The sequence below is a fragment of the Novosphingobium sediminicola genome (assembly GCF_014196525.1).
Taxonomy (GTDB): Bacteria; Pseudomonadota; Alphaproteobacteria; order Sphingomonadales; family Sphingomonadaceae; genus Novosphingobium; species Novosphingobium sediminicola.
In genome coordinates this window covers 125,994-149,670 of the sequence record NZ_JACIDX010000006.1, presented here as the reverse complement: position 1 = coordinate 149,670, position 23,677 = coordinate 125,994, and the positions used below count along the sequence as shown (strand labels likewise).

Genomic DNA, 23,677 nt, shown 5'->3' with positions numbered 1-23,677 from the left:
CCGGTAAGGGGTTCAGGCCTCCATCAAACGATAGCCGATGCCCGGTTCGTTGCGGATCAGGCGGGGGTGGGCCGGATCCTCCTCGACCTTCAGCCGCAAGGCCCGGATCGCCACGCGCAAATATTCCACATCGCCCACATGCGCCCGCCCCCACACTTTTTCCAGCAAGGCGGCATGAGTCAGGATACGCCCCCCCGCCTCGACCAGAGCCTGCAGCAGGGCAAATTCCTTGGGTGGCAGGGTCAGCGCGCGGCCCTCGATGCTGGCCTCATGGCGGGCAGTGTCGATGCGCAAGGGGCCATAGGCCAGCACCTCCTGCGTCGCGCCCGATGGATGCCCCGATTGCCGCAGCGCCACGCGCAGGCGGGCCAGCAATTCCTCGCCGTCGAAGGGCTTGGTGATATAATCCGATGCACCCAGATCGAGCGCTGCCACCTTCTCACCCACATCCTCACGCGCGGAAAGCACGATCACGGGCACATGGGCGGCCCGCAACAGCGGGATCAGTTCCAGCCCATCCCGGTCCGGCAGGCCCAGATCGAGGATCGCCGCCGACAGCCCGCCCCCGCGCAAGGTGGCCAGCGCCGCCGATGCCGTGGCCGCCCCCGCCGCCTCATAGCCTCCACGCGCCAACACCGCGCCCAGCAGGCGCAGGATCGCCGGTTCATCATCCACCACCAGAACCCGGTTCATGCCGCCATCCTCAATATGAAACGCGCCCCGCCCAGCGGGCTGCCCTCAATGCTCACCTGCATCCCCATCGCTTCGGCAAAACCGCGCACGATGGCAAGGCCAAGCCCGCTGCCCTGCGCGCGGTCGCCGCCCTCGATCCGGGCGAAACGTTCAAAGATCCGCGCGCGTTGATCGAGGGGCACGCCCGGCCCGTCATCCTCGACCCACAGCGCGACCTGTCCATCCGACAGAGCCGCGCCGAGCATCACCCGCGAGGCCGCATGGCCCAGCGCATTGTCGATCAGATTGATCAGCACATGATGCAACAGCACCGCATCGGCCTGCACAAAGGGCAGATCAGCCGGGATCGCATGGCCCAGTGAGAGGCCCGCCGGCACCGCCACCGCGCCAAAGGCGGCATCGGCCGCGTCGATCAGATCGAGGCTCTCAGCCTGCGGGCGCAGCGAGCCTTCCTCGATCCGCGCCGCCGCGATCAGATCGCTCATCGTGCGCTCCAGCCTGCGCGCGGCGTTCAGCGCCTCGCCCGCCTCGGGGCTGCGCGTGGCCAGCGCCTCAAGCTGTCCGGTGATGACGGTCAAGGGCGTGCGGAAATCATGGGCGAGGCTGGCAAGGAAAGTCCGCCGCAGCCGGTCGCTCTCGGCCAAAGTCTCTCGCGCGCGGCGCTCCTCCTCCAGCGCGATACGGTCGCAGCCCTGCCCCAGCAGCAGCGCAACCTGCTGCATATGTTCGATCTGGACCATCGGGCGCGTATGGCCATCAGCGGGCCGCGCCAGAGCCATCAGCGCGTGGGCACCCCGGCCTTTAGGAGAGAGCGGCAGAAAGGTCCATTCCGCCGCCGCCATCACGCCTGTGCCATGGCCGGTGGCGTCGCCATTATGCATCGCCCATGCCGCGGCGGCCTGATCGAGCGAGGAAAAGCCGTCCTGCGCCCCGTCGATCCGCACAGGGCCATAGATCCCGGCCACATAGGACCGCGCCCGCTCCAGCGCCTCGACCGGGGCGCCCTTGGCCAGCAGGCGCGAAATCTGCGCCAGCTCCTCGCTGATCGCCGCGCGGGCATTGGCCTCCTCCTCGCGCGCGCGCAGGCGGGTGGCCAGGCGGCTGGTGACAAAGGCCACTAGCACCAGCACGAGGACCGACACCGCATTTTCCGGCCCATGCACGCGAAAGCTGAAATAGGGCGGCAGCAGGAAGAAATTATACGCCCCCGCCCCGGCCAGCGCCGCCACCAGCCCCGGCCCCAGCCCTCCCCGCGCCGCGCCCAGCAGCACCGGCAGCAGGAACAGCAGCGCCGCAGACGCCAGCCCCCATTGCGCCAGCATCGTGCTGGTGATCCATGTCACCAGCGCGACGCCCAGCAAGGGGACCGCATAAGAAGTCAGCACGCGCCACATAGGCGGTATCTATAGCGGTCAAAGCTCGATCTGTGTGCCCAATTCGACCACGCGGTTGGGGGGAATGGCAAAAAAGGCGGTGGGGTCGGAAGCGTTGCGATGCAGGAACTGATAGAGCAGCACCATGATGCGCGGCATGCAAGGGCGCGAGCCAAAGCGGATCGCGCTGCGGCCCACGAAGAAGGATGTGCCGCCCGTGCCCGTCAACAGGCCCTTTTCACGCGCCAGATCGCTGGGTACGTCGATCTTGTCCATATAACCATAGCGCAATTTGGCACGCAGAAAGCGTTCATCGAGCCGTTCCAGACACAGGCGGTTTTCCGGGTCCACATAGGGCGTGGTCTGGGTTTCCACGGTCAGCATGATGTTGGTGCGGTGCAGCGCCTTGTTGTGCTTGAGATTGTGCAGCAGCGCCGAAGGGGCCACGCTGGCGTCCTGCGTCAGGAACACCGCCGTCCCCTCGACCACCAATGGCGGACGGGCGGTCAGCGCCTTAACCAATTCATCGAGCGCCACGCCCTGTTCGCTGGCGCGTTGCAGCGCCATCTTGCGCCCGCGCAGCCATGTGGCGATGACCACCCCGATGATCCCCGCCACCATCAGCGGCACCCAGCCCCCCTCGGCCACGCGCAGCACATTGGCGCCGAAGAAGAAGATATCGAGCGCAAGGAAGGGCGCGATCAGCAATGCGCTGCCCAGCGGGTTCCAGCCCCAGAATTTCCACGCTATGATAAAGGCAAGGCAGGTGGTGACGACCATCGTGCCGGTCACGGCAATGCCATAGGCCGCCGCCATCGCGCTGCTGCTGCGAAAGGCAAAGACGAGGCAGATGACGCCCAGCAACAACATCCAGTTGACGCCGGGCATATAGATCTGGCCGATCTGGGCCGCCGAGGTCTGGCGGATGACAAGGCGCGGCATCAGGCCCAGCGCGATGGCCTGCTGGGTCAGCGAATAGGCCCCGGTGATGACCGCCTGGCTGGCGATGATCGTGGCCATCGTGGCCAAAACCACCAGCGGAGCGCGCAGCGAATCCGGCGCCATCAGGAAGAACCAGTCGGCATTTTGCAGCAATTGCCCATGGGCCTGCGCCTGCGCCAGAGCCTTGAGCGCCAACGCGCCCTGTCCCAGATAATTGAGCGTCAGCGCCGGCCAGACGAAGGTCAGCCAGCCAAGTTGAATCGGCTGCCGCCCGAAATGGCCCATGTCGGCAATCAGCGCCTCGGCCCCGGTCACGGTCAGGAACACCGCGCCCAGCACGAACAGGCCCGCCACGCCATGCCCCAGCATGAAATTGACCGCCCACATCGGGTTAAAGGCGGAAAGCACATCGGGCGCCTCGACAATATGCCACAGGCCAAGCGCGCCGATGGCCACAAACCAGAACGCGCAGACCGGCCCGAACAAGCCCGCCACGCTGGCCGTGCCGCGCACCTGCAACGCAAACAGGCCGATCAGGATGGTGAGCGAGAGGCCAAGGATGACCGGCTCGCTCATGCTCTCAAGGCCGGGGACGGTCTTCATCCCTTCGATGGCCGAAAGCACCGAAAGCGCGGGCGTGATGATCGCATCGCCGTAAAACAGCGCCGCGCCGGTCGCGCCCAGCAGCAGCACGATCAGCCACTTGCCCCCGGTCGCCCGCCGCGCCAGCGCCATGAGTGACAGCACGCCGCCCTCGCCATGATTGTCCATCCGGCTGAGAAATATCACATATTTCATCGTCACCACGATAATCAGCGCCCACAGCGCCAGCGCCAGCACGCCAAGGATCTCGCCCCGGTCGATGCCGCCCTGCGCGGTCTGGGCCAGCGCCTCGCGGAAGGCATAGAGCGGGCTGGTGCCGATATCGCCATAGACCACGCCAATCGCGCCCAGCGTGAGCGCGAAAAGCGAGGATGGGCCGTGATGGCCGGGATTATGAGCGGAGTTTTCGCTGGTGGAGGATGCGTTCATCAACATGATGCGTCGGTTCGCCTGAGGAAATACAGGCCGGACGCATCGGACAGATCGGCATTAAATCGCCATGGGCAAGGCGGGGGCCGCGCGTAAAGTCCGCGTAAAATCGCCCCCTATGGCCGCGCGCCGCTGGCGATCCATGCGCCCAGTTTTGCGCGTTCTTCCAATGTCATATGCGTCATATTGCCCAAAGGCATGACCTGCGCATCCACCGCCACCTTTTTGATGCGCGGCGCGACGGCCGAGGCATGTTCGCCATTGTCGAGCAGTACGCCCAGAGGCGGCGCGGCAAAGGCGGGATTGGTGGGATGGGGCGCGTGGCATGTCACGCAATGCCGCTCCAGAATGGGCTGGATCTCGGCATAGGTCGCCTCACCCACCGGCTTCGCGCCGGATTTTTCCAGGGCAACATAGGTGATCGTGGCGATGCCGATTGCCGCCGCGACGGCCATGGTGGGGCGCGGATCAGCCCCCTTGTGGCGCAGGTTGAACACATGGCGGATGGCCACACCCATGGCCGACATCATCGCCAGCACCAGCCATGGCCGATCCGCGCCAAAGGTCATCGGATAATGGTGGCTGATCATGATGAACAGCACCGGCAGCGTCATGTAATTGTTATGCAGCGACCTTTGCTTGCCCCGCGCCCCCAGCATCGGATCCGGCTCGCGCCCCTCAATCAACGCGTTCACCACCTTGCGCTGGCCCGGAATGATGATCATGAACACATTGGCCGCCATCACCGTGCCGACAATCGCGCCAATATGCAGATAGGCCCCGCGCGCGCTGAACACGCTGTTGAGGCCATAAGCCATCGCCACCAGAAACCCATACCAGATCAGGCCCAGCAGGCGATTGTTGCGCCCCAACGCCGACCGGCACAGCCCGTCATAAACCACCCAGCCCAGAACAATCGCGCCCATGCCGATGCCTGCCGCCTGCCACGGCTCCAGCGCCGCCTTGGCCGTATCGATCAGGAAAGCCCGCGCGCCGACATAATAGACCAGCACCAGCAGCGAGAACCCGCTGACCCAGGTGAAATAGGCCTCCCATTTGAACCAGTGCAGCTCGTCCGGCATTTTGGACGGGGCGACCTGATACTTCTGCTTGTGGTAAAAGCCCCCGCCATGGACCGACCAGACCTCGCCCGAGGCCTCACCTTCCTTGGGCGGTTTCAGATGGTTATCCAGCCAGACGAAATAGAAGGACGAGCCGATCCACGCGATGCCGGTGATCAGATGCAGCCAGCGCAGCCCCAGATTGAGCCATTCGGTGATGTCCAAGGCGCGTCCCCTATCTTAGCCTGATCTCTCCATGCGATTGGCCGTGCGTTCGATAAAGCGCAAAATTTCGCTTATCCTGTCGCAAAAATCAGAACGCCTTAAGCCTCGGCATTCTCGCGCGCCAAAGGATTGGGCACCGCCGGACCGACCCGGTGCAGCGTATTGCGGTCGGTATGCTCAAACGGCTGCTCCACCCCGCGGATTTGCAGCATCGTGGTCTGCTCATAGCTCCACTGATCCGGGCCGTTCACGGTGACGGTGATGGAGAAACTGTCGGTGCGGAAATTGTCCTCAAGGAAAATGCCCGAGATGATGCCATTCTCCGTGCTGCCCCGCTCAGCCCGCAGAGTAAAGCTGGTGGCATCCGCCGCCGCCTCGCCCTTGGCCAGCGCCGCCTGTCCGCGCGGGATGGTCAGCGTGTGGAGGATACGTCCGGTAGCCGGTTCCCACAGCCAGTAGCCGACCTGATCGTGATACATCTCGACCTCGCCCGGCTTGGTGATCGCCGTGTGATAGCGCAGGCCATAGAGCAATTGCGGCCCGTTCATCTGCGGGTCGATGGGCTGGATGGTCATCCGCTCGATATAGGCCTGCTCCTCGGCGCCATCCTCGGTGGGCTTCACATCGCGGCCCTTGATGCCTTCCCATACGCCCGCCATCGGCGCCAAGGGGCCAAGATTGGCCAGCGTATCGACATCGGGTTCGGGTTCGGCAAACAGGTGAGCGGGGAATTTCGACATTGGTTTTCAGACCCTTTGACTTCAAATCTGCGCCCATCGGCGCAGCAGGTTGTGATAGACCTGCATCAAACGGTCAATATCCGCATCATCCTTGCCCCGTCCCGGCGGCGTCTGAACTGACAGGCCTTGGATCGAGCGGTCAAGGTCATAGAGCATGGTCCGCGCGCCTTCGTCCGGCACCGCGCTCTGCATCCAGAAGAAGCTGGCGATCCGCATCCCCCGCGTCACCGGCGTCACCTTGTGCAGGCTGGAGCTGGAATAAAGCACCATGTCGCCCGCGGGCAGTTTGATGCTCTGGCCGCCGAACTGGCCCTCGATGGTCAATTCGCCGCCCTCGTAATCCGCCGGATCGTTCAGGAACAAAGTGGCCGACAGGTCGGTGCGCAGCAGGCGGTCCTCACCGGGCAGACGCATCAAGGCGCCATCGACATGCGCGCCATAATGGCCGCCATCGCGGTAAAGGTTGAAACGCGGCGGATGGATCGTCACCGGCAGGGCGGCGGCGAGGAATTGCGGATTTTGCCCCAGACGGGTCAGGATCACCTGCCCGATTTCCTTGGCCACAGGATCGTCCATCGGCACTTGCAGGTTTTGCTTTACCTGCACGGCGCGATTCCCAGCCGTGGCCGCGCCATCGGCCCATGGGGCGCAGAGCAGGCGTTCGCGCAGCGCAGCAATCTCGCCGGGGGCAAAGAGTTTCTCGATCACGATCAGCATATTACCCCCCAATCAAAGCATCCGGCCCGATGGCGTCCAATGTGGCGCATCCCGCCAGCACCATCGCCAGTTCCAGCTCCTCGCGCAGAATTTTCAGCATATGGGCCACGCCCAGAGCGCCCCCCACGCCCAGACCGTGCAATTGCGGTCGCCCGATCATCACCGCGTCGGCCCCCAGCGCCAGCGCCCGAAACACATCCGCCCCGGTCCGCACCGAGCCATCGAGCAGGATCGCCCTGTCCGCGCCCAGCGCCGCGCGCATCGCGGGCAACAGCGTCAGGGGCGCCGCCGCCCCCTCCATCGCCCGCCCGCCATGAGTGGACAGCACCAGCCCATCCCAGCCCAGCGCCATCAGCCGCGCCGCATCATCGACCCGCGACATGCCCTTGGCCAGCAGCGGCAGGTCAGTCTGATCGCGCAGCCATGCCATATCATCCCACCCCGGCGCGGCGGCGGTCAGACGGGACAGCGCGGGATTGTACCAACCGCCCGATGCCTCAGGCGCGGGCGCGAAACCGGAGAGATGCACCGCCTCGACACCGCGCGGGATAGCGAAACCGGCGCGCAGGGCCTGCGGGCTGGCAGGCTGGGCGGGTGTGTCCAGCGTCACGATGATCGCCCTTGCCTCCGCCGCCTCGGCCCGGCGGATCAGGCGCAGCGTATCCTCGCGCCGGGGCTGGACATAGAGCTGGAACCACAACGGCCCGGCGGCCACCTGCGCGATAGCCTCGATGGGCTGGCTGGCCATGGTCGAAACGGTCATCACCGTTTCAAGGCAGCCGCGCGCGGTGGCCAACTCGCCTTCGGGATGCACCAATCCATGATAGCCCAGCGGCGAGAGCATCACCGGATGCGCCAGTTCCAGCCCCAACAGGCGCCGCCGCGTATGCCCCCCGCGCAGATCGGCCAGCGGGCGGTTGAGCAGCGCATGGGCGGCAAAGCTCGCCTCCTCGCGCCGCCGCGCCGCGCCATCGCCGCTGGCCCCTTCGAGCCATGCCCAGACCGCCGGATCAATCCGCGCCTGCGCAGCGCGGGCATAATCGGCCAGCGTGTAGAGATGCGGCGGCAGAGGCACCCGGCTTACGCCGCGATGCCCCAGCTTTCCAGCAGCGGCTCATTCTCCGGCTCACGCCCGCGGAAGGCGGTGAAGTTTTCGATCGCCGGGCGCGTACCGCCGCGCGAGAGGACCTCGGCGCGGAAACGTTCGCCCAATTCGGCGCGCGATACATCGCCCTCCTCAAACGCGGCATAGGCATCGGCCGAAAGGCGCTCGGCCCAGAGATAGGAGTAATAGCCCGCCGCATAGCCACCGGCGAAAATATGGCTGAAGCTGGTGGGGAAACGGTGCCATTCGGGATAGTCGATGACGGCTACTTCGCTGCGCACCTGCGCCAGAACGTCGCGGTAATCGGGCGCATTGTCGCCGCCCGCCGCCCGGTGCAGCCGCAGGTCGAAGAGCGCAAATTCGGCCTGCCGCACCAGTCCCATCGCGCCAAGGAACTTCTGCGCCCCCAGCATCCGCGTGATCATCGCATCGGGCAAGGGATCGCCGCTTTCCTCATGCGCGCTGGCGGCCTTCAGCGTGGCCGGTTCCCAGGCAAAATTCTCGAGGAACTGGCTGGGCAATTCGACCGCATCCCATTCCACCCCGGCGATCCCGCCAATGCTGGGCAGGTCAACCTCACCCAGCAGATGATGCAGGCAATGGCCCATTTCATGGAACAGCGTCACCATGTCATTATGCGTGATATAGGCGGGCGCATCGCCCACCGGCGGCGCGAAATTCGTTACCAGATAGGCGACCGGCGTGACGCCATGCTGGCGCGGGCGGGCCGAATCCATCCATGCCCCGCCGCGCTTGCCCTCGCGCGCAAAGAAATCGGCATAGAGCGAGGCCACCTCATGCCCATCGCGGTGCAGGGTGAAATAGCGCACATCGGGATGCCACACCGGCACGCCCTGCGCAGCGCGAAATTCAACGCCGAAGAGTTCGCGCACCAGGCCGAACAAAGCCTCCGTCACGCGGGGCAACGGCAGATAGCGGCGGATTTCCGACGTATCGAGATCGTGCAGCTTGCGCCGCATCCGCTCGCTGGCAAAGCCGACATCCCATGGGCGCAGATCGGCGATGTTCAATTCGTCCCGCGCAAATTCCGCCAGCGAGGCCAGATCGCGCGCCGCCTGAGGCCGCGCCGCCGCGCCAAGGCTGGAGAGGAACGCATCCACTTCGGCCCCGTCCCGCGCCATTTTCGCGGCCAGCGACACCGCCACCGGATCCTCAAACCCCAGCGCCAGCGCGGCCTTGCCCCGGCGCGACAGGATTTCAGCGATGCGCGGGCCATTGTCGAACTGGCCCGCATTCGGCCCCTGATCCGATGCGCGGGTGTTCCATGCGCGATAGGCTTCCTCGCGCAATTCCCGGTCCTCGGCATGCGAAAGGACTGCCATCACGCTGGGCGCGTGGAGCGTAATCAGCCAGCCTTCCTTGCCCGCGCGCTGGGCCGCCGCGCGCATCCCGGCCCGGTCGGCCTCAGGGATACCGGCAAGACGCGCCTCATCGGTGATTTCCAGCGTCCATGCCTCGGTGGCATCCAGCACGGCATTGGAAAATTCGGTCGAAAGGCGACCCATCTCGATCCGGTTGGCGGCAAAATCCTGCGCCGCCTCGCCGTCGAGCGCCACGCCCGACAGTTCGAAATCCTGCAAGGCAAGCGTCAGCGCGCGGCGCTCATTTTCAGGCAAGGCAAGCGGATCAATCGCCTTCAACGCCTGATACAACGCCTTGTCCTGACCCACGGCGCTGAAATGCGCGTCGATCAGGGGTTGGGCCTGACCATGGGCCTCGCGCAGTTCCGGCGTGGTGGCCACCATCACCAGATGGCTGACCACGCCCCAGACGCGCGAAATGGCCACATCAGCCGCATCCTTGTCGGCCAACAGCGCCGGATCGCCGGGCCGCGCAGCCAGCGCCTTCATCGCATCGGCATGATCGGCAATCGCGGCCTCAACCGCAGGCACGACATGTTCGGGCCGGATCGCGGCAAAATCGGGCAAAGCATCAGCGGCCAGCAGCGGATTGTTCGACATAGGATCCTGCAAATGATAATTGTATTCAGTCAATTTAGGAAGCGTAACGCCCGCTGGCAAGGAAGGCGGCCATGCGTTCTTCCTCGGCCTCGTCCGCCAGCCCCTGCGCGATCAGCCATTCGTCATTGTAATAGGTCGAGCCATAGCGCTCGCCGCTGTCGCACAGGATCGAGACGATCGAGCCTTTCTCGCCCGCATCGGCCATTTGCGTGGCAATGCGCGCGATGGCCACCAGATTGGTGCCCGTCGACCCGCCCACGCGCCGCCCCAGATAGCGCGAGAGCGCCCGCGCGGCGGCGATGGAGGCGCGGTCCTCGACCACCTCCATCCGGTCGATCACGGTGGGGATGAAGCTTGGCTCAACGCGGGGGCGGCCAATGCCTTCGATGCGGCTGGTGGGGCCATCGGTGGTGGCGATGCTGCGGTCGGCCCAATGGCGATGGAATACAGAGGCCGCAGGGTCCGCCACGCAGACCTGTGTGGCGTGGCGGTTGTAATGGACATAGCGGCCAATCGTGGCCGAGGTGCCACCCGTGCCCGCGCCGGTAACGATCCATGCCGGGATGGGATGGGGTTCGCGGGCCATCTGGCTGAAGATGCTGTCGGCGATATTATTATTGCCGCGCCAGTCGGTGGCGCGTTCGGCATAGGTGAACTGGTCCATGTAATGGCCGTTCAATTCCGCCGCCAGACGCGAGGCCTCGCCGTAAACCGCGCCTGCGCTGTCCACCTTGTGGCATTGCCCGCCCAGCGCCTCGATGGCCGCAATTTTTTCAGGCGCGGTGCTGCGCGGCACCACCGCGATGAAGGGCAGGCCCAGCATCCGCGCAAAATAGGCCTCGGACACGGCGGTCGAGCCGGAGGAGGCCTCGACAATCACCATCCCCTGCGCGATCCAGCCATTGCACAGCGCATAGAGGAAGAGCGAACGCGCGAGGCGATGCTTCAGGCTGCCGGTGGGGTGGCTCGATTCATCCTTCAGATAAATCGCGATATGCGGCAGGGCGGGCAGCGGCACCGGGATCAGATGGGTATCGGCGCTGCGGGTATAATCCGCGTCGATGCGCCCGATGGCCCAGCTGACCCAGTTGGGACAGGGTTTTTGGCTCATCGCCCTTCCCTATCCCGTGATGCGCCCGCGTCAACCGGTGTGCCGCTTATTTGCCGGGGGTGAGACGAATTGCCCCGCCTCCGCCCGGCGCCAGCCACAGTTTGATAGTGTCGCCCTTGGCCACTTTGCGCGTCTCATAGGCGATCCTGTGCCGCGCCTCGGTCAGGTAGGTCGCGCCCTCGCCATCCTTGTAGATGGTGGCGGTATAGGTCTTGCCGGGATCAAGGAAGTCGAGCTTCAGGTCGACATCGCGCGCCGTGGCGTCATTGACCCCGCCGACATACCAGTCGGGGCTGTTGCGATCCTGACGGGCAAAGATCGCATATTCGCCCACCGCGCCCGCGATCAGATGGCTCTGCGCCCAATCGGCGGGGACTTGGCGGATGAAAGCCAGTTCGCGCGGGTGTGCCTCAAGGCTCTCGATGAAATCGGCCGCCATCTGGATCGGGGAATAAAGCGCCAGATAAAGCCCCAATTGCTTGGCCAGCGTCGAGGCCAAGGGCGCATGGTTGGCGCCCTCAAGGCTGAGGATGCCGGGGGTGAAATCCATCGGGCCGGACAGCATACGGGTGTAAACGAGGGTCGGCTCATGGCTCGGCCCGTTGGCGAATTGACCCCATGCGTTATATTCCATGCCGCGCGCGCCTTCCCGCGCGATCCAGTTGGGATAGGTGCGGCGCAGGCCGGTGTCCTTCACCGGCTCATGCGCGTTGACGGCAATGTGATATTTCGCCGCCACCTGCACCACGCGCAGGTGATGCTGCACCTGACGCTGGCCATCGTGATATTCCATGCAGATTTTCGCAGGATCATTCCCGCAGGGCGCCTGAATGCCACCCGCATCGGCCACATAGCCCGTCTTGACCGCCGGCACGCCAAGGCGGCTATACAGCTTCATCGCATCCTCAAGCTGGGCCTCATAATTGGCGATATTGCCGCCCGTTTCGTGATGGCCGATCAGGTTGACGCCCTTCTTGTGGCCATAGGCGGTGACAGCCTCCAGATCAAAACCATCGGCGGACTTGGTAAAGCTGAAATCGCCCCCCGTGCCCAGCCAATTGCCGTTCCAGCCCTTGTCCCAGCCCTCGATCAGCACGCTGGAAAAGCCGTTCTTGGCGGCAAAGTCGATATATTGCTTGGCCCGCTCGGTGGTGGCGCCATGCTTTGGCCCTTCGGCCCATGTCCAGTCGCCCCGGATCATGCCCCACCAGATGCCGATGTACTTTTGCGGCTTGAACCAACTCACATCGCCAATCTTGTTCGGCTCGTTGAGGTTCAGCTCAAGGTCGTTTTCCACCAGCCCCGCGGCATCGTCAGCAATGCGGATCGCGCGCCATGGCGTATTGAAGGGCAGATCGCGCACCACGCGCGCGCCCTGCCCCGAAGGCGAAAGGGTGGTGCGGAACTTCTGCCCATCGGCCCGCTTGAACCACATGGCCGAATAATCGACCAGCGCGGCCTCGTGGAAGGAGAGATGCGTGCCATCATCAAGGCGCATGGTGATGGGCGTATGGGCGGTGGAAACCGCATCGATCGGGGTCTTTTGATAGACCTGCTCATAGCGGTTCCATTCGCCGCCGGGGATCCACCATGCGATGCCGCGCGGCGCGATGTCGAATTCGGTCACTTCGTCCACGATCCGCATCGTCGTCATCGCGGCCTGCTTGGGGATTTCATAGCGAAAGCCCACGCCATTGTCGAAGATGCGGAAATGCACATCCATCAACCGCTCGCCCTGCTCCTTGGACTGGCGCAGGTGGACGGTGATCTCGTTATAATGGTCGCGCACATAGCGGCGCTCGCCCCATGGCTGCTCCCATGTATCATCGCCCTTGCCGGTGTCGGCGCCGGTGATGTCCCATCCACGCACCATATTGACGCCATCGGTCAGGATAAAGCCCATCAGCGAGGGCGCGATCAGCGCCTTGCCCCGCCGGGTGATGCCATAGCGGACGCGGTGATCGCTGTCGGTGGTGATGGCAATGGCGATACTGCCATCGGGCGAGGTGGCCGAATAGCTGGCGGGTGCGGTCTGGGCATAGGCTGCGATTGGGGCAGAGGTAGCGGTCAGAAAAAAGGCGGCAAGGGGAGCAAGCGAGCGGGCCATGATGGTCTCTCTCCGGGGGAAGGATCGGGGTTTAGGCAGACAGGATGAAATGGGCGGCATAGGGCGGCAATTGCCCGCTATCCGCGCCGTTCAGCGCCAGCAGGGTCTGTCCATCCGGCGCGGCCTGGGCGATGGTTTCGCCGCCAAGGTTAAAGGCGCAGGCAATCGCCTCGCCCCCCTCGCGCCGGGTAAAGGTGAGCAGATCGCCATCCACGCGCAGATCCTCCATCGCCCCCACCGCCAGCGCCCGATGCGCGCGGCGCAGGGCGATGATTTGGCGGGTGATGGCCAATTGGCTTTGCGGGTCGGCCTCTTGCCGGTCCACCGCGCGGGCGATGTTTTCCGGCGAGAGCGGCAGCCACGGCGAACCCTTGGTAAAGCCGCCCTGCTCGTCCTGTACCTGCCACGGCATCGGCGTGCGCACGCCGTCGCGGCTCAGGGTCAGCGGCCAGTTGGCGATGGCTTCGGGGTCCTGAAGCAGGTGGAACGGGATATCATCCTGCGTCAGGCCCAGCTCCTGCCCCTGATACAGAAACGCATTGCCGCGCAGCGCCATCAGCAGCGCCATGGTCATCCGGGCATAGGCATCGCGATGTTCGCCCCCCACCCAGCGCGAGACATGGCGCGGCGCATCGTGGTTTTCAAAGGCCCAGCTTGGCCAGCCCTGCGCGCGGCCATCGGCGTCCGGCGCGCCGTCCCACAGCGCCTGCGTCCGCGCCACCAGATCGGCGGTCAGGCGATCAGCATAGAGGAAGTCGAAACTGTAGGCGCTCGAAAGGCGCGCCTCGCCCGCCGTATAGGCCTTCATCAGGGGATCGGCATCATCGCCCCCGATTTCGGCCACGGTAAAGGTCGCGCCCGCCGCCTGACACACGGCCGCAATGCGCTCGACAAAGCCGACCACATCGGGGTGGTTCATGCTGTTGACCTTGGCCTGAAAATCATAGGGGCGGGTGCGGGGTTTGCCATTCGCGGGCGCAATGGGATTGTCGGCAAATCCGGGATCGAACATCGCATGGTTGAGCGCATCGAGCCGGAACCCATCCACCCCGCGATCCAGCCAGAAACGCAGCACATCAAGGCAGGCCTCCTGCACCGCCGGATTATGGCCGTTCAACTGCGGCTGTTCTTTCAGGAACTGGTGCATGTAATATTGCTGGCGGCGTGCGTCCCATGTCCATGCCGGGCCGCCGAACACCGATTGCCAGTTGTTGGGCGGCGTGCCGTCAGGGTTGGCGTCGCGCCAGACATACCAGTCGGCATAAGGGGTTGCCTTGTCAGTGCGGCTTTGCGCAAACCATGCATGGGCATCGCTGGTATGGGCGAAGACCATGTCGATCATCACCTTCAGGCCCAATCCATGGGCGCGGGCCACCAAAGCGTCGAAATCAACGAGCGTGCCAAAGATCGGATCGACATCGCGGTAATCGGCCACGTCATAGCCGAAATCGGCCATCGGGCTGGTGAAGAAAGGGCTGATCCAGATCGCATCGACGCCAAGGCTGGCCACATGATCGAGATGCGCGGTGATGCCCGGAAGATCGCCGATGCCGTCGCCATTGCTGTCGGCAAAGCTGCGCGGATAGATCTGATAGATGGTGGCGCCGCGCCACCATGGGCCTTGCGAGAGGGTCATTATCGGGGGTCCTTACTTGGTGGCGGCGCAGATGGCATAGCCGAAAGCGGGCAGGCTGATCGTCGCGCTGCCCGGTGCGATGGGCGCGGCGGGGCATGGGCCGGACAGCGGTGTGAAACGCTGGGTGGCGGTCTCTACGGAAAGCTGCGCGGTGATGGGCCGGTCAGAGGTGTTGAAGGCCAGCAGCACTTCGGCCCCGGTCTTGGGATCGAGGCGCGAGACGGCAAACAGCCCCGGCCCCTCGCCCGAGGCGCGCAGGATCGTCCGCCCGCCCCAGAGCGCCGGGGTGGACCGGCGGATCTGGGAAAGGCGCGCGATGGCCTGATAGAGCGGATGAGTGGGTGTGAAATTGGCGGCGGCGGTTGTGGAGGAAGTGCCCACCAGTGTATCTTGATTATATTCCGCCACCTTGCTGGCGAACATATCCTGCCGCGAGGATTGATCGCCCCCGCGCCCGGCAAAGCCCTGTTCGTCGCCATAATAGATCGTCGGCACACCGCGCAGCGTCAGCAGCATCGCATGGCCCAGCAGGTCGCGCGCCAGCCATTCCTGCGCGCCGATCCCCGGCCTGGCCTCGCGCAGGGCCATGGCGAAACGGCCATTGTCGTGATTGCCCAGGAAGGTCGGCAGGCGCAGCGCGCCCTTTGGCCCATAGAGCGCATCATCCTCGACCATGCGGGCCAGTTCCTGCGTGCCGGTTTTGCCGCCGGCCGCATCGGTCGCCGCACGCATGAAGGCAAAGTCCAGCACCGCAGGCAGCCCCGCGCGATGCACCCATCCGGCCAACAGCGCCGGATCATAATCGCCGGTCGCCACCTCGCCAAAGATGTGGAAATTGGGAATGCCGCGCGCCTTGGCCCGCGCCTGCATGGCGGGCACAAAGGCGCGCCAGAATTGCGGGTTCACATGCTTGGCCGTGTCGATGCGATAGCCGTCAATGCCGAAACGGTCGATCCAGTTGCCGTAGATCTCGATGAACCCTTTGACCACGCGCGGGTTTTCCGTGGCCAGATCGTCCAGCCCGACGAAATCGCCATATTGCGCGCTCTCGCCCTTCCAGTCGGTGTCGCCGCGATTGTGATACCAGATGGGATTGTTGAGCCACGCCGGGTTCTTGGCCTTCTCCTCGCCGCGCGGCACATAGGGCGTATAGGCAAAACCCGGATCGGTCATATGCGCCCAGTTGGCGGGGCGGGCATCATCATCGCCCGCGAACCCGGCATTGATCGGCGCGCCCGCCACTCCGCCTCGGCGCGAAAAGGGATAGTCGGCCTTCGAACGATAGGGCGCGGCGGCATCGCCTGCCTCGCGGTATTGGATGACATCGGCGGTGTGGTTGACGATGATGTCCATATAGACCTTCATCCCCCGCGCATGGGCCGCCTTTACCAGAGCGGCGAAATCCGCGTCAGTGCCGAAATGCGGATCGACATGGAGGAAATCGGTGATCCAATAGCCGTGATAGCCCGCGCTTTCATGGCCCTTGGCCCCCTGCACCGGCTTGTTTTTGAAAATCGGCCCGACCCAGATCGCGCTGGCACCCAGCCCCTGAATATAATCGAGCCGCGCGGTCAGCCCTTTAAGGTCGCCGCCATGATAGAAGCCCTTGTCCGCAGGGTCGAAGCCATGGGACAGCCGATCGCCCGCGATGCCGCCCGTATCATTGGCCGGATCGCCATTGGCGAAACGGTCGGGCAGGACGAAATAGATCACTTCCTGTTCAGGCGTGCGGGCGCGCAGGTCGGAGATGGGCGTAGCATGGCCCGCGCCGCCGATCATCGCCCCGGCCAGACAAAGGCCCGCGATGGTGTTCTGCTTCATCCTGCTCTTCCCCCGGTCTCTCTTATGCGCGGGCGGGGCTGCAAAACCCCGCCCGCATTCTTCTCAAGCGATCAGAACTTGTAGCTGACGCTCAAGTAATAGTCGCGGCCATAGCGCTGATAGTCGATCAACTGGCGCGGATCGTTGTTCTGATAGGTGATGAAGGGACGGTCGGTCAGGTTCTTGGCCTGAAGCATGACCGAGAGGCCGTAGAGCTTGGAACCGGGCTGGAATTCATAGCCGATCTGGGCGTCCACAATCGCTTCGGCCTTGGCCTGACGATAGGTGGGATTGGCCGAAAGACCCGCCACTTCGGCCAGGAAGGTCGAGCGGAAGCGATAGTTCACCCGCGCCTGGAACCCGTGCTTTTCGTAATAAAGCGCCGCGTTCTGCACCCAGTCCGACAGGCCCGGCAGCGTGATCGCCTGCCCCGGATTGCTGGCCAGATAGATCGTGCTGTCGGTATAGGACAGGCTGCCATAGAAGCCGAAGCCGTCGAGCTTGGGCGTCAGCAGCGAGAAGGGCAGCGAGAGCGTGCCTTCCACACCCTTCACATCGCCATGCCCGGTGTTGGCCGGCGCGTTCACCGTCCCCAGCGTGGTGCCCACCGCCGCGCGCTGGGCGGGCGTCAGGCTGCTGAGCGCGGAGGAGAAGTCATAGAGGAAATTGTTCGACGGATCGACGAACTGGGTCAGCTTCTTGTAATAGCCCGCCACCGAGACATAGCCGCCCTTGCGGAAATAGCGCTCCAGCGAGAGGTCGATGTTGGTGGAATGATAGGGGCGCAGTTGCGGATTGCCCCCGGTCGAGCTGAACACCGACATGCCCGGCGTGGTCGAGCCCAGACGGGTGGGGTCGATGTTGAATTCCTGATTGACGCGGATCTGGTCAAGGCGCGCGCGCACCATCGTGTGCGAGGCCGAGAATTTCACGAACATCGAGGGGTCCATTTCCAGCGACAGGTTCAGGCTGGGCAGGACATTGGTGTATTTCGCCCCGCCCGTGGCCGGATAGAGCGAGACCGCACCATTCGAGAAGTTCGAGATCGAACCGTTCGAGCTTTGGTTGGTATGCACCACCTGCGCGCCAATGCTGCCGGTCAGCTTTTTGCCCGCAACATCGCCGTCGATCTTCAGCATCGCATAGCCGGTGATGACATTTTCCGTCACCGAATTGTCGCGCACCAGCGAGACGGGCCGATTGTCATAGGCCGCGTTCAGGCTGTTATTATACAGATACATCGGATCAAGCGCGAGCATCTTGGGCACGCCCAGATAGTCCAGCGCCACCGTGCCGATCACCGCCGCGCTGGGCACGGGGGCAAAGGTGGTGGTGCCGCTCGACACGGTGCAATTGGTGCCCGCGCCCTTGGGGCAGAGGAAATAGGACAGGAAGTTAGAGGTCTTCTTGCGGCGCGAATAATTCACGCCCACTTCCCAGCCCGAAAAGATCGAGTGGCCGCCAAATTTGCCGTCAACCCCGGCGCGCAGGGCCAGCAGATCGTCCTTGAAGCTGGGCTTGTTGAGGAAGCCCGCCTGAACCACGGCACTCGTGCCATTATAGCCCCATCCGCGCGGGTCGGTGATGCCGAAAAGGCCGGTGTTCGAATAGTCCAGCGTGGGAACGATCGAAAAGGCGCCATTGGGATTGGCGCTGATGTGGATCGTGTCGGAGGCACCCGTCGTATTGTATCCCGTGCCGGTATAGGTTTCGAGCAGGAAGTCGGTGCGCTTGGCCGTGCTGTAGCTGGCGTCGAGCGTGATGTGGGTGTCCTCGGCCACGGTCCACACGCCGTTCCACCCGGCCGAAAAATTGTCCGCAGTGCGCTCGTTCAGGTCATTGCGCTGCACCGCATGGACATTGGTCAGCGTGGCGTCGGTGACCAGACCGTTGGTGGTGGTATAGCCCGGCTGGATGGTCGCGGCCGAACCCCATGTCGGGGCAATCGGGAATTCGATGCCGCGCAGGTGCTGGGTTTCCTTGAACTTGGAATAGAGCAGGTCGAGCGTGGAGTGGAAATTGTCGCTGGGCGCCCATTCCAGCGTCACCACGCCGCCATAGCGCTTGAGCATGTTCGATTGCACATAGGGCTTGGCCCCGCCAAGGAACAGCGCGCCGCCCGCCGCTGCCTCATTGGGGAAACCCCATGCGTTATAGCGCTCGTTCTGCGAAGGGGCATGGGTGGCCGACAGGCCGATGGCGATGCCAAAGGTGTCATTGGCGAATTTGTCGACATAGGCAGCCGAGGCGCGGAAGCCCTTGTTGTCGCTGTCCGGGTTCAGCGCCTTCATGCCGTTCATCTGCCCGCGCAATTGCACCGCGACGATGCGGTCCTTCTGCGCCAGCGGGCGCAGCATACGCAGATCCACCGTGCCCGACACGCCCGCCGAGATCAGCGCGGCATTGGCGGCCTTGTAAACCACCACATTCTTGAAGAATTCCGACGGATACTGGTCATATTCCACGCCGCGATTGTCGCCCACGGTCACCTGTTCGCGGCCATTGAGCAGCGTGGTGCCGAAATCGGGGCCAAGGCCGCGGATCGAGAGGCGCTGGTCGCGCCCTTCCAGACGCTGGGCCGTGACGCCGGGCAGACGGGCCAGTGAATCCGCGATGGAAACATCGGGCAATTTGCCGATATCTTCGGCCGAAATGGATTCCACGATCACCGGCGAACGGCGCTTGAGCGAGGCCGAGGCATCGAGCGAGGCACGGATGCCCGTCACCACGATGGCCTGATCATTGGCCGCGGGCGCAGCTTCCTGAGCCACGGCCAGCGCCGGAAAGATGAAAGCAGACACGGCAATGCATGCGGCGGACGCACCAAGGCGCCCCGCCTTGAAGCTGCGGAAGCTCATGATATTCCTCTCCTGATCACACCGGCTGCGCATGGATGACACACGGTCCATGCGCGCCGGCTTCGTCCCGGCATAGGGCACCCCTGCCCCTTGGTTCCGGTCAACGTGAAGCCCGCTTACAATGGCGATGGGCGTGAACAAAAGATGGCATACGTATACCCATATTATGCGCAATCGGGTAATGTTGCGCTAAGGCCACGCAAGAGCCAGCCAAGGGACACGCGCAATCATGGGGCAAAAACGGTCGAACAGGCCCACCAGTTTCGACATCGCCTATCGCGCAGGCGTGTCCCAGCCTACGGTCAGCCGCGCCCTGCGCGGGTCGCGTTCGGTCAGCGCCGAAACGCGCGCGAGGATCGAGGCGATTGCCCGCGAACTGAATTACACGGTCGACAAAAACGCCTCCTCGCTGCGCTCACAACGCGCCAACACGATTGCGCTGCTGTTCTTTGAAGAACCCAGCGAGGATGATTCGCGCATCAATCCGTTTTTTCTGGCCATGCTCGGCTCGATCACCCGGCAATGCGCCAATCGCGGGTTCGACCTGTTGATTTCGTTTCAGAAAATGGAGGATGACTGGCACACCCGCTATCAGGACAGCCACCGCGCGGACGGGCTGATCCTGCTGGGCTATGGCGATTACACGCAATACGAACAGCGCCTGACGGGCCTTGTGGCGCAGGGCACGCGCTTTGTCCGCTGGGGTTCGGTGCGGCCCGACAACATCGGCGCGACCGTGGGCAGCGACAATTTCGGCGCAGGGCAAATGGCGGGCGAACATCTGATCGCGCAGGGCCGCCGCGACATCGCCTTTCTGGGGCAGGCGGACGAGCATTACCCCGAATTTTCCGACCGTTATCGCGGGCTTCAGGCGGCGCTGGCGCAAGGCGGTCTGGCGGTGAATCCCGATTTGCAGATCGACGCGCTGACCACCGAGGAATCGGGCTATCTGGCCGCGCGCACGCTGATTGCGCAGGGCGCGCATTTCGATGCGATCTTTGCCGGATCGGACCTGATCGCCATCGGTGCGATGCGCGCACTCTCCGAAGCGGGCCTGTCGGTGCCGGCCGATGTGGCGCTGATGGGCTTTGACGATATTCCGGCGGCGGGCATGACCAATCCCCCGCTGACCACGATGATGCAGGATCTGAAAGCGGCGGGCGTGTTGCTGATCGAAACGCTGCTGGCCCAGATCGAGGACCGCGCCCTGCCCTCGCCGGTTCTGCCCACCCGATTGGTGCGGCGGAAGAGTTGCGGGGGGTAAACGGCACCGGCCCTCTCCTCCGGCCCTGCCATCCTTATGGAACACTCAATGGGTGGCAGGGCCAGGGAAGAGGGCCGGTGCCGGGCAAATCGCGCATAAGGTATTCGTATACGTGATTGCCCCGCGCCCCGGTCCATGCAACGCCGGGCGCAACAAACATACCGTCACGCGGAAGGGGAAATCATGTCGGGCAAGCCCAAACTTGGCTGGGCCGGGCTGTGCAATGTCAGCTTTGGCTTTTTCGGCATCCAGATCGGCTTTGCCCTGCAAAATGCCAATATGAGCCGCGTTTTCCAGTCGCTTGGTTCCTCGATCGACGATCTGCCCGCGCTGTGGATCGCCGCGCCTTTGACGGGCCTGCTGGTGCAGCCGGTGATCGGGCATCTGTCGGACCGCACATGGCTGGGGCGGCTGGGGCGGCGGCGGCCCTATTTTCTGGCGGGCGCGGTGCTGGCCTGTCTGGCGCTGCTGGTCATGCCGCTGCAAGGCATATTGCTGGGCGCGGCTATGCTGCTCTGGCTGCTCGACGCCAGTTTGAATGTGGCGATGGAGCCGTTCCGCGCCTTTGTCGGCGATATGCTGGACAAGAGCCAGCATACGGCGGGCTATGCGGTGCAGACCGCCTTTATCGGCGCGGGGGCGGTGGTGGGCTCACTGTTTCCCTCGCTGCTCGACGCGCTGGGCGTGGCCAATGTCGCGCCCACGGGGCAGATCCCCGACACGGTGCGCTACAGTTTCTGGGCGGGCGGCGCGATCCTGCTGGCGGCGGTGTTGTGGACGGTGCTGAACACGCAGGAATATTCGCCCACACAGATGGAGGAGTTCGGCGAGGCCGCGTCCCCCGAAACCGGCCCCGACCTCGCGCTGGCGGCGCGTTCGCCGCTGGGCGCTTTGCCGTGGATCGGCGCCGGGGGCGTACTGGCAGCCTGCGTCGCACATTGGGCGCTGGCCAAGGAGCTTTATCTGCTGGCCGGGCTGATGGCGGCCTATGGCGTCGCGCTGATCGCCGCGATCATGCTGGCGCGCGCTGGGCGCACCACTTTGCTCTCCAGCGTAGTGGGCGATTTTGCCGGTATGCCGCCGCTGATGAAACGCCTCGCGCTGGTGCAGTTCTTCAGCTGGTCGGCGCTGTTCATCATGTGGATCTATACCACGCCCATCGTCGCCCAATATCACTTCGGCGCCACCGATCCGGCCAGCCCAGCCTATCAGGCGGCGGCTAATTATGTCGGGCGCTTGTTCTCGATCTATAATGGCGTGGCCGCGCCCGCCGCGCTGATCGTGCTGCCATGGCTCGCCCGGCGCATCGGCAAGGCGCGCACCCATGCGGTCAGCCTGATCGCCGGGGCGGCGGGCTTTGGCTCCTATCTGGTCCTGCGCGATCCGGCGTGGTTGCAGGTCAGCGAAGTGGCCATCGGTCTGGCATGGGCTTCTATTCTGGCGATGCCCTATGCGATGCTGGCCTCCAGCCTGCCGCAGTCCAAGCTGGGCGTGTCGATGGGCCTGTTCAATGTCTTTGTCGTGGTGCCGCAATTGCTGGTGGCAACGGTGATGCATACGGTGATGAACGCGTTTTTCCCCGGCGCGCCGGTGTGGACCATGGCTTTTGCCGCCGCCACCCTGGTGCTGGCCGCACTGGCTACCCTCACCTTGCGCGGAGTAGATTGAATAGCGGCCATTAACCGCTACCTTGAATATGCGATCATCAAGGAGCCGTCCATCCATGCCCCGAATGCGCCGCTGGAAAGCCCCCGTCACCCATGCCAGAGGCAATGGCACGCCCTTTGAAACCGTGGCGCTGCTGCTGCAAGGCGGGGGCGCCTTGGGGGCCTATCAGGCGGGCGTTTACGAGGCATTGGCCGAACGGGACATCGAGCCGGGCTGGATCGCGGGCATTTCCATCGGCGCGATCAACAGCGCGATCATCGCGGGCAATGCCCCCGAGGCGCGCGTGGGCCAATTGCGCCGCTTTTGGGAAGGCGTGTCGGGCCGCTCAACCGCATGGGCGCCATGGCTGGCAACGCTTGGCCTGTCGCATCTGGCGGTGAACCCGCATCTGCGCGGCGCGATCAACCAGATGGCGGCGGGGCAAGTGTTGATGCAGGGCGCGCCGGGCTTCTTCAGCCCCCGCCTGATCCCACCCTTTTTCCAGCCCGACAAGACCGCCGAGGCGACCAGTTGGTATGACACCAGCCATCTGCATTCGACGCTGGAAAGTCTGGTCGATTTCGACCGCATCAACGCACGCCAAACCCGGTTCAGCGTGGGCGCGGTCAATGTGCGTACCGGTAATTTCAAATATTTCGACAATGCCCAATGCACGATCCGGCCCGAACATATCATCGCCTCGGGCGCGCTGCCGCCCGGTTTTCCGGCGGTGGAAGTCGATGGCGAATATTACTGGGACGGCGGGCTGGTGTCGAACACGCCGCTCGATTGGGTTTTGTCCTCCGACTCGCGGCTCGACACGCTGGTGTTTCAGGTCGATCTGTGGAGCGCGCGCGGCCATATGCCCGGCGACATGGCGGCCGTCGCCTCGCGCATTAAGGAAATCCAGTATTCCAGCCGCACCCGCGCCGCCACCGACATGTTTCGCGAGCGGCAGGAATTGCGCAACGCCTTTCGCAAGCTGGCCGCAACGATGACGCCCGAGCAACTGGCCAGCGCCGAGGGCAAGCTGTTGATGGAGGCCACCGATCCGGCGCGCTATAATATCGTGCAGATGGTCTATCAGTCGCCCAATTACGAAGGCGATTACAAGGACTATGAATTCAGCCGCCAGACGATGGAGGACCATTGGCGCAGCGGCTATGAGGACGCCGCCCATACGCTGGCCCAGCGCGAGGTGCTGGAATTGCCGACCGACCCTTCCGGGCTGGCGGTGTATGATTTCACCAGTCCGGGCGGGGGTAAGAGTTAAGGGGCCTCCGGCGGGCAAAGGGACTCGTCCCTTTGCAATCCCATGACTGTCCTTGTTGCGCTTTGACGGCAGCGTTGGGTGCTAGAGGAT

The 23,677-nt window shown here is 64.2% G+C and carries 16 protein-coding genes; 3 read left to right on the top strand and 13 right to left on the bottom strand.

Annotated features, from left to right (window positions below; translation table 11 throughout):
• Positions 1 to 12: 12 nt before the first annotated feature.
• The 13 genes from GGR38_RS09345 to GGR38_RS09285 all read right to left on the bottom strand — a co-directional run bounded on the left by GGR38_RS09345 (position 13) and on the right by GGR38_RS09285 (position 19,403).
• Positions 13 to 693, bottom strand: a complete 681-nt coding sequence (locus GGR38_RS09345) for a response regulator transcription factor (RefSeq protein ID WP_183624828.1) — start codon at positions 691 to 693, stop codon at positions 13 to 15.
• The gene (locus tag GGR38_RS09340; protein ID WP_183624826.1) at positions 690 to 2,087 is read right to left on the bottom strand and encodes a sensor histidine kinase; all 1,398 of its coding nucleotides are present in this window, start codon (positions 2,085 to 2,087) and stop codon (positions 690 to 692) included. The genes GGR38_RS09345 and GGR38_RS09340 overlap by 4 nt, the downstream gene beginning before the upstream one ends.
• 18 nt (positions 2,088 to 2,105) lie before the next feature.
• The gene (locus tag GGR38_RS09335; RefSeq protein WP_183624824.1) at positions 2,106 to 4,046 is read right to left on the bottom strand and encodes a potassium transporter Kup; all 1,941 of its coding nucleotides are present in this window, start codon (positions 4,044 to 4,046) and stop codon (positions 2,106 to 2,108) included.
• A 110-nt stretch (positions 4,047 to 4,156) separates the two neighbouring features.
• On the bottom strand, positions 4,157 to 5,326 hold the full coding sequence (locus tag GGR38_RS09330) for a urate hydroxylase PuuD (RefSeq protein WP_183624822.1): 1,170 nt from the start codon (positions 5,324 to 5,326) through the stop codon (positions 4,157 to 4,159).
• Between the two features lie 98 nt (positions 5,327 to 5,424).
• Positions 5,425 to 6,066 (bottom strand): heme-binding beta-barrel domain-containing protein, encoded by a 642-nt coding sequence (locus GGR38_RS09325; RefSeq protein WP_183624820.1) that lies wholly within the window; start codon positions 6,064 to 6,066, stop codon positions 5,425 to 5,427.
• A 21-nt stretch (positions 6,067 to 6,087) separates the two neighbouring features.
• Entirely contained in the window at positions 6,088 to 6,783 is a 696-nt protein-coding gene (locus GGR38_RS09320; protein WP_183624818.1) for a Fe2+-dependent dioxygenase, read from the bottom strand.
• Position 6,784: 1 nt separating this feature from the next.
• A complete protein-coding gene (locus GGR38_RS09315) occupies positions 6,785 to 7,858 on the bottom strand; it encodes an alpha-hydroxy-acid oxidizing protein (RefSeq protein WP_183624816.1) in 1,074 nt (357 codons plus the stop codon).
• A gap of 5 nt (positions 7,859 to 7,863) precedes the next feature.
• The gene (locus GGR38_RS09310; protein WP_183624814.1) at positions 7,864 to 9,870 is read right to left on the bottom strand and encodes a M3 family metallopeptidase; all 2,007 of its coding nucleotides are present in this window, start codon (positions 9,868 to 9,870) and stop codon (positions 7,864 to 7,866) included.
• A 34-nt stretch (positions 9,871 to 9,904) separates the two neighbouring features.
• On the bottom strand, positions 9,905 to 10,981 hold the full coding sequence (locus GGR38_RS09305; protein WP_183624812.1) for a PLP-dependent cysteine synthase family protein: 1,077 nt from the start codon (positions 10,979 to 10,981) through the stop codon (positions 9,905 to 9,907).
• Positions 10,982 to 11,027: 46 nt separating this feature from the next.
• Positions 11,028 to 13,088, bottom strand: a complete 2,061-nt coding sequence (locus tag GGR38_RS09300; protein ID WP_183624810.1) for a glycoside hydrolase family 97 protein — start codon at positions 13,086 to 13,088, stop codon at positions 11,028 to 11,030.
• 31 nt (positions 13,089 to 13,119) lie between these two features.
• Positions 13,120 to 14,724 carry an alpha-glucosidase gene (locus tag GGR38_RS09295; protein WP_183624808.1) on the bottom strand — a complete coding sequence of 535 codons (1,605 nt, stop codon included), beginning with the start codon at positions 14,722 to 14,724 and terminating at the stop codon, positions 13,120 to 13,122.
• A gap of 12 nt (positions 14,725 to 14,736) precedes the next feature.
• Positions 14,737 to 16,545: an alpha-amylase family glycosyl hydrolase gene (locus tag GGR38_RS09290; RefSeq protein WP_183624806.1), complete on the bottom strand. Its 1,809-nt coding sequence runs from the start codon at positions 16,543 to 16,545 to the stop codon at positions 14,737 to 14,739.
• Between the two features lie 71 nt (positions 16,546 to 16,616).
• Entirely contained in the window at positions 16,617 to 19,403 is a 2,787-nt protein-coding gene (locus GGR38_RS09285; protein ID WP_183624804.1) for a TonB-dependent receptor, read from the bottom strand.
• Positions 19,404 to 19,632: 229 nt separating this feature from the next.
• Here GGR38_RS09285 and GGR38_RS09280 point away from each other — a divergent pair, with 229 nt between their 5' ends.
• The 3 genes from GGR38_RS09280 (at position 19,633) to GGR38_RS09270 (ending at position 23,587) form a co-directional block, all read left to right on the top strand.
• Positions 19,633 to 20,667, top strand: coding sequence for a LacI family DNA-binding transcriptional regulator (locus tag GGR38_RS09280; protein WP_183624802.1), 1,035 nt, complete (start codon positions 19,633 to 19,635; stop codon positions 20,665 to 20,667).
• Between the two features lie 183 nt (positions 20,668 to 20,850).
• Complete coding sequence (locus tag GGR38_RS09275; RefSeq protein ID WP_183624800.1) at positions 20,851 to 22,335, top strand: MFS transporter; 1,485 nt, start codon at positions 20,851 to 20,853, stop codon at positions 22,333 to 22,335.
• Positions 22,336 to 22,390: 55 nt separating this feature from the next.
• Positions 22,391 to 23,587, top strand: coding sequence for a patatin-like phospholipase family protein (locus tag GGR38_RS09270; protein ID WP_221227054.1), 1,197 nt, complete (start codon positions 22,391 to 22,393; stop codon positions 23,585 to 23,587).
• The last annotated feature ends 90 nt before the right edge of the window (positions 23,588 to 23,677 follow it).

What these genes read in the sequence shown, in the direction of transcription:
- GGR38_RS09285 (WP_183624804.1), bottom strand. Translation starts at nt 19,403, where the DNA reads ATGAGCTTCCGCAGCTTCAAGGCGGGGCGCCTTGGTGCGTCCGCCGCA.
- GGR38_RS09325 (WP_183624820.1), bottom strand. Translation starts at nt 6,066, where the DNA reads ATGTCGAAATTCCCCGCTCACCTGTTTGCCGAACCCGAACCCGATGTC.
- GGR38_RS09310 (WP_183624814.1), bottom strand. Translation starts at nt 9,870, where the DNA reads ATGTCGAACAATCCGCTGCTGGCCGCTGATGCTTTGCCCGATTTTGCC.
- GGR38_RS09275 (WP_183624800.1), top strand. Translation starts at nt 20,851, where the DNA reads ATGTCGGGCAAGCCCAAACTTGGCTGGGCCGGGCTGTGCAATGTCAGC.
- GGR38_RS09305 (WP_183624812.1), bottom strand. Translation starts at nt 10,981, where the DNA reads ATGAGCCAAAAACCCTGTCCCAACTGGGTCAGCTGGGCCATCGGGCGC.
- GGR38_RS09340 (WP_183624826.1), bottom strand. Translation starts at nt 2,087, where the DNA reads ATGTGGCGCGTGCTGACTTCTTATGCGGTCCCCTTGCTGGGCGTCGCG.
- GGR38_RS09290 (WP_183624806.1), bottom strand. Translation starts at nt 16,545, where the DNA reads ATGAAGCAGAACACCATCGCGGGCCTTTGTCTGGCCGGGGCGATGATC.
- GGR38_RS09300 (WP_183624810.1), bottom strand. Translation starts at nt 13,088, where the DNA reads ATGGCCCGCTCGCTTGCTCCCCTTGCCGCCTTTTTTCTGACCGCTACC.
- GGR38_RS09270 (WP_221227054.1), top strand. Translation starts at nt 22,391, where the DNA reads ATGCCCCGAATGCGCCGCTGGAAAGCCCCCGTCACCCATGCCAGAGGC.
- GGR38_RS09320 (WP_183624818.1), bottom strand. Translation starts at nt 6,783, where the DNA reads ATGCTGATCGTGATCGAGAAACTCTTTGCCCCCGGCGAGATTGCTGCG.
- GGR38_RS09345 (WP_183624828.1), bottom strand. Translation starts at nt 693, where the DNA reads ATGAACCGGGTTCTGGTGGTGGATGATGAACCGGCGATCCTGCGCCTG.
- GGR38_RS09335 (WP_183624824.1), bottom strand. Translation starts at nt 4,046, where the DNA reads ATGTTGATGAACGCATCCTCCACCAGCGAAAACTCCGCTCATAATCCC.
- GGR38_RS09295 (WP_183624808.1), bottom strand. Translation starts at nt 14,724, where the DNA reads ATGACCCTCTCGCAAGGCCCATGGTGGCGCGGCGCCACCATCTATCAG.
- GGR38_RS09280 (WP_183624802.1), top strand. Translation starts at nt 19,633, where the DNA reads ATGGGGCAAAAACGGTCGAACAGGCCCACCAGTTTCGACATCGCCTAT.